Below are 11,531 nucleotides of genomic sequence, written 5' to 3'. Positions count from 1 at the left end.
TGCTCCATCCCCGACTGACCACCCAAAATGGCCGCCAGCGAAGCGTTCAGCTCCTTCGCGATCCCGTCCGCACGCAGCTTGAACGAGTCGAACGCCACCTTGCCCTGCCCCTGGAACTTGCCCTCCAACGGCTGCGCCGCAGCCACCAGCTGCTTGATCAGCGAACCCAGATCCGTATTCGAGGTCCGCGACCCCGACATCAGGTTCGACAGAACCTGCGTCCCCATGTCGAACTTCATCCCACTCCCCCGCACATCAGAACGATCATAAGTATGTCTACTTCTATCAACTTACGTCGCTCCTGCAACCAGCAACGCGCCGGTTGTAACGCACCTATGACAAACCGCCAGGTGCCGACCCCGACCCTTCAGCCGAGGTAGCCGGCGGCACCGGAGCGGAGCAGGCTCGCCCAGGTCCGGGTCCCCCCGCCGGGCTCGCGGGAGTCGCCGAAGCCCCAGGCTCCGCCGCAGTCGCGGACCACTGCGCCCATGAGCCGCAGGGCTGCCCGCCGGCGGGCCTCGCAGTGGGCGGCCAGGCGGGGGTGGGCGTGGGGCGCGTGGCCGTCGTAGACGGTCAGGCGGAGTGAGTCGTCCGCAGCCACCAGCTGCTTGATCAGCGAACCCAGATCCGTATTCGAGGTCCGCGACCCCGACATCAGGTTCGACAGAACCTGCGTCCCCATGTCGAACTTCATCCCACTCCCCCGCACATCAGAACGATCATAAGTATGTCTACTTCTATCAACTTACGTCGCTCCTGCAACCAGCAACGCGCCGGTTGTAACGCACCTATGACAAACCGCCAGGTGCCGACCCCGACCCTTCAGCCGAGGTAGCCGGCGGCACCGGAGCGGAGCAGGCTCGCCCAGGTCCGGGTCCCCCCGCCGGGCTCGCGGGAGTCGCCGAAGCCCCAGGCTCCGCCGCAGTCGCGGACCACTGCGCCCATGAGCCGCAGGGCTGCCCGCCGGCGGGCCTCGCAGTGGGCGGCCAGGCGGGGGTGGGCGTGGGGCGCGTGGCCGTCGTAGACGGTCAGGCGGAGTGAGTCGTCGCGATAGCGGACGGACAGGTACAGGCTCCGGCCGGGGTCCAAGCGCCAGGCCGCCGCGACCAGTTCCCCGGTGACTTGCAGGGCGGCGGGCGCGAGCGGGTCGAGCCGGTACGCGTGCAGGACGGACCGTACGGCGGCCCGCGCGATCTGGGCGCTGTACGGGGCTCCGGGGACGGTCAGGCTGCACGTGAGGGTGTCGAGCGCCGGCGGCTCGCTCCCGGCGGGCTCGGGCGGGGATGCGGGGCAGGCGGTGAAGGGGTTGCTGGGATGGCTGGACTGGCCGGGCTGGGCGGACATCGCGGACTCCCTGAGGTCGGAGGTGACTACGGCGAGTTCGACGCGCACGGATGGCTGACGCGGGGACCGGGAGCGTGGCTCGTCGCCGAGGCCCGAGGCATGCTGCGGCGATGCACTTCAACTCCGCTGCGTAAGCGGTGCATCACCAACTGTAGCGAGATGGTGCACATTTTTACACCGCGTCGAGAAAGCGTGGGCTCGATGGCCATCGGGGGGCTCGGCGCGGCAGACTGCGACGCACAGCCTGAGGGAGGAGGACGCATGGGGGTCAGAACGTCTCCAACGGAGCGGCAGCGCCGCCTGGGAGCAGAGCTGAAGCGGATCCGGCTCTCCGCAGACGTCTCCGCAGAAACTGCGGCTGTGCTGCTTGGAGTTGACCGGTCCCGCCTCTCGCAGATGGAGCAGGGCTACCGCGGCATCAGCATCGACCGGCTGCGCACCTTGGCGTGGAACTGCGACTGCACCGACGAGGCCTACATCGAGGCCCTGTCGGCGATGGCCGAGCCCAGCCGGCGTGGATGGTGGGACCGTTACCGCGGATCCCTGCCTGCCGGGCTGCTCGACATCGCCGAACTGGAGGCGCACTCACCCCATCTGCGCACAGCACTCACGGTCCACATCCCCGGACTGCTCCAGACGTTCGATCACGCCCTGGCCATTTTCGGCGTCGCCGTTCCGCAGTTGCCGGAGCATGAGCTCGCGATGCGGCTGGAATTCCGCATCGAACGTCAGCAGGTACTCGAGGGCCCCACACCTGTCCGGTACACCGGCATCGTGCATGAAGCGGCTCTGCGGATGCAGTTCGGTGGTGCGCAGGTGGCGAAGGCGCAATTGGAGCACCTGCTGCACAAATCCGAGCAGGACAACATCACCATCCTCGCCATCCCGTTCAGCGCGGGCGCCTTCCCGGGCTCGGGACAGACCTTGACCTACGCCGAAGGGCCCGTACCCCAACTGGACACCGTTCAGGTCGACAGCACGCACGGACCCGAATACCTGAACGCTGAGCCCCAGTTGGCCAAGTACCGCGCACACCTGGACTGGATGGAGAAGATCACCCTGTCTCCGCAGGACACCCGGGACCTCATCCACTCCATCGCACAGGAAATCTGAGGGAGCAGCCATGCCGGACATCACGTGGGAAGAGCCGTACTGCGCCGAAGGCAGCGCCTGCTACCGAATAGGGGTGGACGGCGGCGGGAACAGCTACATCGCCATCGCCGGCCGGGAGGACACGTACCTCACCGACTCGGCGGACGCCCTCCGTCAACTGATCCGGGACATCAAGGCGGGCAAGGCCGACCACCTGCTGGCCGACTGAGACAGCGACCGGCAGGGAGGCCGTGGCCGGGCACGCGCGTCAGCCGCCCGCGGTGCGGGGGAAAGTGATCTCGACGCGGCGGTTCTTCTTGCGGCCCTCTTCGGTGCCGTTGTCGGCGATGGGGTAGTCCTCGCTGTACCCGCGTACGTCGAAGACGACGCTCGGGTTGGTGACGGTCTTGGCCAGCTCGGCCTGCACGGCGTCCGCGCGCTGCTTGGAGAGTTCCTTGCCGTGTTCGTAGCTGCCCTGGTCGTCGGTGAAACCGAAGACGCGGACGCGGGTCGCCTTCTGGCTGTTGATCTCGGCGGCGATGGCTTGTATGCGGGCGGCGGCCTGTGCGTTGAAGACGGCGCTGTCCTCGGGGAACAGGACCTCGGACTGCAGCGCCATCATGACGGTTTGATTCGTCTCCTGACGCCGCTGCTCGCCGCCGAGGTCTTCGACGACCTCGGCGATGTCGAGCACCTTGGCGGGAGCCAGGGTACCGCCCTGGGGGATCTTCAGGCCGGGCGAGCTGGAGTCGATGGGTACGGGAGCGGAGGCCGATGGCTCTGCGCCGGGGGGCACCGAGGGTTTGACGTCGTCGGCGTGGGCGGAGGTCGCGCCGACGAAGTGGGCCCCGGCGATGACGAGACCGACGACGGCCGTTGCGGCGGTGGTGCGGTGGCTTTTTGTCATGGGGTCACCCGGAGATCTTGATGGTCGCCGTGGCAAAGGTGGGAAGCGTGAAGTCGACGTCAGTCGTGTTGGCGGGTGGAGCCGGAAACTGCGCGAAGAAGGGGATGGTGCCGCCTGCCTTTACAAGGGAGATTCCCGTGGTGCACAGGCATCGGCCTTCCGTGTCGCGCAAGACGTAGTACCTCTTCTTCCCAGCACGGTCCACCAAGGTTGCTCCGGCTACTGATTCGCCTCCGGCGGTCAATTCGTTGCCCCGCCAGGCCGCAGTACCGTTGAAGTCTTTGTCACCGGAGTTCTTGATCTGTCCGCTGACTGTGAGGAAGCCGCCGGCATCACGAGCCACGGCGTTGATCACCAAGGCGATGCCACTCTCCCCGTTTACCGTCGCCAGCACCTGGGTGGGCTCGGCAGCCTGGCTGCCACTGGGCGCAGGCGCGGAGGCAGTTCCGCCGGCCTGGGGCGTAGAAGACTTCTGAGGCTCCGTCGGCTTCTTGTCATCGCCGCCAACGCATCCGGCCAGCGTGAGGGTCAAGGCCACCGCAACCACTACGGCCGCTCCCCCGCGAACCTTCACCAAGTGCCGCATGCTCATCTACGCCGCTTCCTTACTCTGATATTCGCTGTCAGTCGACCAGTCGCACGCTGAAGAGGTTCCTCGCCAGCTGGGACAACGGGCCGGGGTTCAAGGGATCAAGTTTGATGGGCGCCGCACCCTTGCACACGAAGTTGACGAAACCGGGAGTCGGCAGCCCACTTGGGCTGGCAGTCGGACTTGGTGTGGAGGAAGGGGAAGGAGAAGGGGTCACGACAGCACCCAGCGAGCAGCGCGACTCGATCACTGCTGTCGCCTTAGCGAACCCGTGGGTCTCACCGCTCCCAGGGACTACCGAGTCCCCGACCGCGTCTGCGGTTTTCACGTTCACGGTGAAGCGCGGTAGAGCCTCCTCGCACTTCGCCTCGGCATCGTTCAGGGCTGCAAAACGCTCGGCCGCACCGCAGGCGCCCGTCGCGTTGAAGCGTTCGACGCCGAGAATCGCCTCCCAATCGCTTGGTTTGAGCTCACCCAGATCGATGCCTACGAATACTTTGTCCCTGGCTTCACGCGCGGCTGCGAGTGCCGCAGCATCGGCAGCACCCTGCGCGTTGCTACGCGTAGCGCCGGCCATCCCGACCACGAAAAAGGCGAGCGCGGCGAAGAGCAGACCCGCCACCACCACGATGTAAATGGGGAAAGCCTGCCCTCGATCACCGAGCCTACGTACGGTCACTTGCCCGCGGTGATACCCGTGATCTGGTCCTTGATCTTGGTCGTGATGTTCTGCCCGATGCCCGTACCCACGATCGCCCCGATGATGACGACGACCACCAGGATGATCCCCAGGTACTCGAACGCCGTCTGGCCGCGATCCCTCGCGCCCGTGCCCGCGTACCGCTTGCGCATCCTCGCCAGGGTGTTCTGCAACATGAGGGTTCCCTCCCGGGCCGGTGCCACTGCTGGTTTGCGGACGGTACGGCGAGTCACCAGTCGTAACCAAGGGTCCCGGGGCCCAAATACGGACCCATTGCGCACTCCGTCTACCCATGACCGGTCACTCCTGGACGGGCGGTTCCCAGCCAGCGGGCTATGGCCTCGCTGCGCGTGGTGCTGTGGAGCTTCGCGAAGATGCGGTTGATGTGGTTCTTGACCGTCTTCTCGCTGATGAAGCAGGCGGCGGCGATCTGCTGGTTGTTCATCCCGGACGCGATCAGATCCATGATCTCCACCTCCCGCGAACTCAGCCCGAAGACAACAGAGTTGTGCATCCGCTCAGAAGAGGGTGCCACAGTTCGTTGCTGTTGCGAAGAGGACCGGAGTTCGGTGAGGAGGGCGCTCGCCGCCGTCGGGGTGAAGTGGGGGCGGCCCTCGGGGGCGTCGCGGACCGCTCGGAGCAGGTCGTCGGCGGTGAACTCGCCGTGGACCAGGTAGCCGCCTGCGCCCAGCAGCAGGGTCTCGCGGACGATTTCCGATTCCCGGCTGTACGTCAGCATCAGGACCGGGGCCAGTTGGACGAGGTGCGGAAGGGCCGAGATGCCGTCCACCCCCGGCATCCGGACGTCCAGCAGGACCACGTCCGGGGCGTGCCGGCGGGTCAGGCTGAGGGCCTCGCGGCCGTCCGCCGCCTGCGCTATGACCTCGATGTCCTCGGCCCCGCACAGGATGGCCGCCAGGCCCGCCCTGATGACCGGGTTGTCGTCGGCGATGAGCACGCTCAGTCGCGCCACGGCTCAGCCACCTCCGAACAGCGCGCCGAAGTCGACGTTCGCGCCGTAGACGAAACCGCAGACCAGCAGGATGAGGGTGCCCGGCAGCATGAACATGGTGACGGCGAACGTGGCCTTCGGGACGGCCCGGGCCGCGCGCCTCCGCGCGTTCTGGGCGTCCGTACGGCGCATGTCGTCGGCGATCGCGATCAGGGTGTCCACGATCGGCGAGCCCAGTTCCTCTCCCTGCTGCAGGGCCGTCACGAACTGCGCGACCTGTTCGCTGTCGTTGCGCCGCCGCAGCTCGTCGAAGGCCTGGCGGCGGCTGACGCCCATGTCCATCTGCTGCAGGGTGATCCGGATCTCGTCCGCCCACGGGCCCTCGTACTTGTGCGCCACCCGCTCCAGCGCCTGCCGGAAGCCGAGCCCGGCACTCACCACGACCGCGAGCACGTCCAGGAAGTCCGGCAGGGTCCGCTCGATGTGGTCGCGGCGGACCCGGATCGCCGACCACAGCCCGACCTCGATCCAGAACAGGCCGAAGGCAACCATCAGGAGGGCCGGTACGAGCTGTCCGTTGATCAGCATCGAGAAGGCGCCCAGGGCGCCGAGGGCGCCGTACACCGCGCGGCGCGCCGCGTAGCGGTCGATCGTCAGGCCGGCCGGGTTGCCCGCCATGTCGATCTGGCGGCGCTTGCGGGCCACCTGGACCGGTCCCATCAGCCGCAGGACCGCCGGGGCCCAGCGGATGCCCATCCGGTCCACCAGCGAGCCGACGGCCGTCGTACGCGTGGCGCCGACCTCCAGGGCCAGCGCGAGGTCGGTCGGCAGTTTGACGTCGGCCCGGTAGAGCCGGATCCCGTGGAAGACACCGAGGACGGACAACGCCACGGCCACGGCCAGGAGAAGAGCGATCACGACGGCAGCAGCCCCCTCACACGTCGATCTTGGACAGGCGGCGGATGAGGATGAAGCCCAGGGAGAAGAGGCCCAGGGCGATCAGAACCGCCGTCTGGCCGATGAAGGCACCCGTCATGCGGTCCAGCGCGCCCGGCATCATCATGTCCACGAGCAGGAGCGAGCCCAGGCCGATGGCCGGGACCAGGTACGCCGTCACCGTCACCTGGGACAGCTGCGTGCGGATCTCCCGGCGCGTCTCCTTGCGCTGCTCCAGGGTCACCGTGAGGTTGCGCAGGCTCTCCACGATCGTGCCGCCCGCGCGGGCGGAGAGGACGAGGGTGGAGACCAGGACGACCAGTTCCCGCGACGGGAGCCGTTCGGTCAGTTCGCCCAGGGACTCCTCGATGGAGTGGCCGACGGCGAGGCGGTTGGCGACGCGCGCGAGTTCCTCGCCCGCCGGGGCCTCCAGCTCCTCCGCCGCTATGCCGATGGCCGTACGCAGGGCCAGCCCGGCCTGGGTTGCGTTGGCGAGGATGCGGGCCAGGTCGGGGAGCTGGTTGATGAACCGCTCGGTGCGGCGCGTGCGCTGCCAGTTGAGGAACGCGTTCGCCGCCCACAGGGCGATCAGGCCGGCCACCGGTCCGAAGAACGGTGCCAGGAAGGACGCGGCGACGAGCCATGTGCCGACGACCGCGGCGCACATGTAGACGAAGAACTCCCCCACCGTCAGGTCGAGGCCGGTCACCGCGAGCTTGACCTCGATGCGGCGGCCCAGCGTGGTCTTCCGCAGCCGCCGGTCGATGCCGGCGAACCGGCGCCGCCAGCCCGCGGGCGCCGGTGCCCCGGTCGCCGAGAGCCGTTCGATGAGCGCGGCGCGCTGGGCGCGGCCCGCCGCGTAGGCGTGTACGCCGAGGACCACGAGCAGGCAGGCCAGGAGCGTGGCGCCGAGGGTGAGGAGGACGAGTGGGTTCACAGGGCGGTCCGGGTGATGCGGGGGGTGGTGAGGGGGCCGGTGAGGGGGTCGTCGTCCGGCTGGGCGACGCCGAAGGCCTGCGGGATCGGCTGGTTGTACATGTAGAGGCGTTCCGCGATCGATCGGGGCAGCGGGTAGTACGCGAAGTAGCCGTGGACGCGGGAGTCCGCCCCCATGGGCTGGGCCGCGAAGCGGCACACCGTCGTGATCCGGAAGGGCTCGCGGCCGTGCGATTCGAGGACGGAGATCTCCGTGATGCGGCGCGAGCCGTCGCCGAAGCGGGTGAGCTGCACGATGACGTTGACCGCGCTGTTGATCTGGTCCTGGAGCGCCTCGAAGGGGATCTCGACCTCCGACATGGAGGCGAGGGTCTGCAGGCGCATCAGGGCGTCGGCGGAGCTGTTTGCGTGCACGGTGGCCAGGGAGCCGTCGTGGCCGGTGGACATGGCCTGGAGCATGTCGAGGGTCTCGCCGCCGCGGACCTCGCCGACGATGATGCGGTCGGGGCGCATGCGCAGGGAGTTGCGTACGAGGTCGCGGATGGTGATCTGCCCCTTGCCCTCGACGTTCGCGGGGCGGGATTCGAGGCGGATGACGTGCGCCTGCTGGAGCTGGAGCTCGGCTGAGTCCTCGATGGTGATGATGCGCTCGCCCTCCGGGATCAGGCCGGAGAGGGCGTTGAGGAGGGTCGTCTTGCCGGTACCGGTGGCGCCCGAGACGATCACGTTCATCTTCGCCGCGACCAGCCCCGACAGCAGCAGGAGCATCTGCTCCTCGAGCGAGCCGAGCGCGATCATCTCGTGCAGGGTGAAGGCCCGCGGGAAGCGGCGGATGGTGAGGGTGGCCCCGGTCAGGGACAGCGGCGGGATGATGACGTTGACCCGCTCGCCGCTGGGCAGCCGGGCGTCGACCATCGGATTGGCCTCGTCCACGCGGCGGTTGACCGTGGAGACGATGCGCTCGATGGTCTGCATCAGCTGCTCGTGCGAGGCGAAGCGGAGGGGCAGTTGCTCGACGCGGCCCGCGCGCTCCACGAAGATCTGGTCAGGGCCGTTGACCATGATCTCGGAGATCGACGGGTCCTCGAGGAGCGGCTCGAGCACGCCGAGGCCGAGGGCTTCGTCGACGACCCGGCGGATCAGCTGCGCGCGCTCGACCGTGGAGAGGACGGGTCCTTCGCGGCTGATGATGTGGCCGAGTACGCGCTCCAGGCGCGCCCGGCGCTCGGCGGGCGCGAGCGCGGACATCTCGGCGAGGTCGATCTCCTCCAGCAGCTTGGCGCGGTACGAGGAGACCAGGCGGCCGTCCTCCCGCGGGCTGTGGCGGTCGTCGGGGGTGTTGACCCGGGAACGCAGGCTCATGGTCGGGGCCCCTTCGGGTCGTCGTTGGGCATGACGGCCGTGGCCACGGCGTCCGATATCTCCAGCCCGGGCACGATGGCATTGATCTTGATCGTGACCGTCGCGGTCACCGCGTCGCCGCCGGCCGGCACGGACACCGTCGCATTGAGCCCTTCGCGGATGGCGGCCCTTCCGGCGGCCTCTCCCCGGCCGGGGTGCCGGGCCTCCACCCGGGCCGCCGTACGGGCCGCCGTGTCGGCCTGCTCGTGGACGTACGCCACCCAGCCGAGCTGGATCCCGCACAGCGCGACGAACAGCAGGATCGGCACGAAACCGATGTATTCGATGGCCACTTGGCCCCGGTCGGAGCGCATGCGCCGCCTCACGTCAGTTCCCCTCCCTTTCCATCGCCGCACCGCCCGTGCCGTCGATCGAGCCGAAGTTCAGCCCCGGGAAGAGGACGGGGATCTTCAGCGTGACCGTCGCCTTGTAGATGTCGCCCGACTCGCGGCAGTGGGGGGGTCCCATGTCCCACGCGGCCGAGACGTGCTCCGCTGCTGCCGCAACGCAGGCGGCGTGACCCGTCACCGCCCCCGCCCGCGCCGCCTCGTCCGCCGCGTTGCCCGCCAGGGAGAACGCGTAGCCGATCAGGACGCACTCCCACACCGCCGCCACGAGCAGCAGGATCAGCGGCACCGTACCGACGAACTCGATCGCCACCTGGCCCTCGTCCCCGTGTCTGCGCGACGGCATGCGTCAGCCCTCCCGGCCTCGGCGCAGCCGCGCCACCGGACCCGGGGCGCGGACTGCCAGGGCCGCGCCCGCCGGAGCCGGAGCCTCCGGCGCCGACAGCAGGCCCAGCTCCCCCGCCAGCGCCCACAGGGCCTGCTTGACCGTGGAGCGGTTGTCCAGGTCCTGGACCCGGCCCGCGTCGACCACGGCCTGGAGTTCCTTGAAGGCCGCCGGGACCGGGGTGCGGGTGGCGCGGGTCTTGGTGATCTTCTCGATCAGGGCGGGCTGTATCTCGGTGTGCTTGCTCCAGCGGTTGACGACCATCACGGTGTCCTCCGCCTTGCGCACCTGGAGCCGTTCCCACATCCGGACCATCCGCTTGGCCGCCCGCACCGCGACCACGTCCGGGGTGGTGACCAGCACCGCCACGTCGGCCGTTTCCACCGCGGCGGCGTTCGCGCCGGTCACCTGGGTTCCGCAGTCGATGACGACGAGCTCGTAGCGGGTGCGCAGGGCGCCGATGACGAGCCGGGCGGCCCGTTCGTCGACCTCCTCGCCGCGTTCCCCGTCCGCCGGGGCCAGCAGCAGCGCCACGCCCGTGCGGTCGTCGTACACCGCGTCCTGGAGGACCCGCGGCGAGATGTCCTGGATCCCGGCGAGGTCGGCGATCGAGCGCCGGAACTGCACGTCGAGGTACGAGCCCACGTCGCCCGCCTGGAGGTCCATGTCGACCAGGGCGGTACGCCGCCCCGAGGCGGCCGCGGCCAGCGCGAACTGCACGGCGGTGAAGGTGGTGCCCACGCCCCCCTTGGCCCCGCTGACGGTGACCACCCGGCCGCCGGGCCCCGAGAAGGCCTCGGCCGCGCCCCGTCCGAGGTGGCGGCGTACGCCGACGGACCACTGGGCGGCGGCCTGGACCCGGGCCGCGAGTTCCTCGTAGGTGAGCGGAAGGCCGATCAGGCCCCGCGCGCCGGAGTCCATCGCCGCGGAGAACAGGGCCGGTCCGGCGTCGGAGGTGACCAGGACGACGCCGACGGCCGGGAAGCGCAGGGCCACCTCCCGGATGAGTTCCAGGGCGGGCGCCGGGCCGATGCGCTCGTGGACGAGGACGACCTCGGGGAGTTCGCCGATCGATTCGGCGGCGAGCCGGCCCAGGGTGTCCAGCAGGGTGGTGGAGTCCGGGACCGGGACGGCGGGCTCGGAGTCCGGGAGCTGGCTCAGCAGGGTCACGAGGGCGCGCGCGGCGTCCGGGTCGCCGGCCGCGGGCAGGATTCGGATGGTCATCGGGGCCGCCTCACTTGTCCCCGTCGAGGGTGTACGTGCGCTCGCCCGGGCCCGGTGCCGAGTCGGTGCCGGGGGCCACCAGGGCCAGGCGCACGTGCTCCGCGAAGGATTCGGCGTACGCGACGCGCTGGGTGTCCTTGGTGCCCAGGGCGAAGGTGATCGGGACGGCCTCGGCGGGGCCCTTGCGGTCGCTGTCCTTCTCGAGGGGGGTGAGCTTGCCGACGTTCAGCACCCGGGCGTTGGCGACGATGATCACCGACCGGGAGGGGTCGGTGTCCTTGGCGCCCTTGAAGGTGGCGATGATGTTGACCTTGGCGCCGGAGGTGATCTTGCCGGCCACGCCCGTCGCCGCGTCGATCATGATGGCGATCTCCTGCTCGCCGGGCTGGAGCTGGGGCCGGTCCACGAACATGTCCGCCTGGAGCAGCGAGCCCTTCTTCAGGGTGGTCAGCGCGATCTTGTCCTTGAGGGCGCCGAGGTCGGTGACGGCGGTCTCCGACAGCCACCGCTTGGGCACCGTGACCTCCTCGAACTGCCCTGCCGTGAGCGGGCTGTACGGGGCGATGTCGCCCTTGACCCGGTACGCGACGACCTCGGACCCGACCTTGGAGTTGACGTCGCCGATCACCACGAGGACTCCGGCGAAGGCTCCCAGGGCGCACAGGACCGACAGGAGCAGCAGAATGACGCCGCGGCGCTGGCGTGAGTTCATGGTCCG

Annotated in this window: 17 protein-coding genes; 2 read left to right on the top strand and 15 right to left on the bottom strand. The window is 69.3% G+C overall.

Features of this window, described 5'->3' with window-relative positions; genetic code table 11:
• The 3 genes from ACIPUC_RS28120 to ACIPUC_RS28110 form a co-directional block, all read right to left on the bottom strand.
• On the bottom strand, nucleotides 1-239 hold a 239-nt coding region (locus tag ACIPUC_RS28120; protein ID WP_446593045.1), incomplete at its 3' end, for a hypothetical protein.
• A gap of 128 nt (nucleotides 240-367) precedes the next feature.
• The gene (locus ACIPUC_RS28115) at nucleotides 368-682 is read right to left on the bottom strand and encodes a hypothetical protein (RefSeq protein ID WP_446593043.1); all 315 of its coding nucleotides are present in this window, start codon (nucleotides 680-682) and stop codon (nucleotides 368-370) included.
• A 140-nt stretch (nucleotides 683-822) separates the two neighbouring features.
• Nucleotides 823-1,344 (bottom strand): ATP-binding protein, encoded by a 522-nt coding sequence (locus ACIPUC_RS28110; protein ID WP_446593042.1) that lies wholly within the window; start codon nucleotides 1,342-1,344, stop codon nucleotides 823-825.
• Nucleotides 1,345-1,605: 261 nt separating this feature from the next.
• Here ACIPUC_RS28110 and ACIPUC_RS28105 point away from each other — a divergent pair, with 261 nt between their 5' ends.
• Both ACIPUC_RS28105 and ACIPUC_RS28100 read left to right on the top strand, forming a co-directional pair.
• Nucleotides 1,606-2,457, top strand: coding sequence for a helix-turn-helix domain-containing protein (locus tag ACIPUC_RS28105; protein WP_446593040.1), 852 nt, complete (start codon nucleotides 1,606-1,608; stop codon nucleotides 2,455-2,457).
• Nucleotides 2,458-2,467: 10 nt separating this feature from the next.
• Nucleotides 2,468-2,665, top strand: a complete 198-nt coding sequence (locus tag ACIPUC_RS28100; protein WP_446593039.1) for a hypothetical protein — start codon at nucleotides 2,468-2,470, stop codon at nucleotides 2,663-2,665.
• 39 nt (nucleotides 2,666-2,704) lie between these two features.
• Here ACIPUC_RS28100 and ACIPUC_RS28095 read toward each other — a convergent pair whose 3' ends face one another.
• The 12 genes from ACIPUC_RS28095 to cpaB form a co-directional block, all read right to left on the bottom strand.
• Nucleotides 2,705-3,343 (bottom strand): OmpA family protein, encoded by a 639-nt coding sequence (locus tag ACIPUC_RS28095; RefSeq protein WP_446593038.1) that lies wholly within the window; start codon nucleotides 3,341-3,343, stop codon nucleotides 2,705-2,707.
• 4 nt (nucleotides 3,344-3,347) lie between these two features.
• Complete coding sequence (locus tag ACIPUC_RS28090; RefSeq protein ID WP_446593036.1) at nucleotides 3,348-3,935, bottom strand: hypothetical protein; 588 nt, start codon at nucleotides 3,933-3,935, stop codon at nucleotides 3,348-3,350.
• 31 nt (nucleotides 3,936-3,966) lie between these two features.
• Nucleotides 3,967-4,611, bottom strand: coding sequence for a pilus assembly protein TadG-related protein (locus tag ACIPUC_RS28085; RefSeq protein WP_446593035.1), 645 nt, complete (start codon nucleotides 4,609-4,611; stop codon nucleotides 3,967-3,969).
• Nucleotides 4,608-4,808, bottom strand: a complete 201-nt coding sequence (locus tag ACIPUC_RS28080) for a hypothetical protein (protein ID WP_446593033.1) — start codon at nucleotides 4,806-4,808, stop codon at nucleotides 4,608-4,610. The genes ACIPUC_RS28085 and ACIPUC_RS28080 overlap by 4 nt, the downstream gene beginning before the upstream one ends.
• 110 nt (nucleotides 4,809-4,918) lie before the next feature.
• Complete coding sequence (locus tag ACIPUC_RS28075; RefSeq protein WP_446593031.1) at nucleotides 4,919-5,605, bottom strand: response regulator; 687 nt, start codon at nucleotides 5,603-5,605, stop codon at nucleotides 4,919-4,921.
• A 3-nt stretch (nucleotides 5,606-5,608) separates the two neighbouring features.
• On the bottom strand, nucleotides 5,609-6,499 hold the full coding sequence (locus tag ACIPUC_RS28070; RefSeq protein ID WP_446593069.1) for a DUF5936 domain-containing protein: 891 nt from the start codon (nucleotides 6,497-6,499) through the stop codon (nucleotides 5,609-5,611).
• A 19-nt stretch (nucleotides 6,500-6,518) separates the two neighbouring features.
• Complete coding sequence (locus tag ACIPUC_RS28065; RefSeq protein ID WP_446593029.1) at nucleotides 6,519-7,457, bottom strand: type II secretion system F family protein; 939 nt, start codon at nucleotides 7,455-7,457, stop codon at nucleotides 6,519-6,521.
• Complete coding sequence (locus ACIPUC_RS28060; protein ID WP_446593028.1) at nucleotides 7,454-8,818, bottom strand: CpaF family protein; 1,365 nt, start codon at nucleotides 8,816-8,818, stop codon at nucleotides 7,454-7,456. Before ACIPUC_RS28060 ends, ACIPUC_RS28065 begins: the two co-directional genes overlap by 4 nt.
• Nucleotides 8,815-9,183 (bottom strand): TadE/TadG family type IV pilus assembly protein, encoded by a 369-nt coding sequence (locus ACIPUC_RS28055; protein ID WP_446593026.1) that lies wholly within the window; start codon nucleotides 9,181-9,183, stop codon nucleotides 8,815-8,817. Before ACIPUC_RS28055 ends, ACIPUC_RS28060 begins: the two co-directional genes overlap by 4 nt.
• Nucleotide 9,184: 1 nt before the next feature.
• Complete coding sequence (locus ACIPUC_RS28050) at nucleotides 9,185-9,550, bottom strand: TadE/TadG family type IV pilus assembly protein (protein WP_446593024.1); 366 nt, start codon at nucleotides 9,548-9,550, stop codon at nucleotides 9,185-9,187.
• Nucleotides 9,551-9,553: 3 nt separating this feature from the next.
• Entirely contained in the window at nucleotides 9,554-10,813 is a 1,260-nt protein-coding gene (locus ACIPUC_RS28045) for an AAA family ATPase (protein ID WP_446593022.1), read from the bottom strand.
• A 10-nt stretch (nucleotides 10,814-10,823) separates the two neighbouring features.
• A complete protein-coding gene (gene cpaB, locus ACIPUC_RS28040) occupies nucleotides 10,824-11,525 on the bottom strand; it encodes a Flp pilus assembly protein CpaB (protein WP_446593020.1) in 702 nt (233 codons plus the stop codon).
• Nucleotides 11,526-11,531 lie beyond the last annotated feature (6 nt).

Source organism: Streptomyces sp. LARHCF249 (assembly GCF_052871255.1).
Note: the sequence above shows the minus strand (reverse complement) of the source record. Positions and strands in the feature narration are given on the sequence as shown.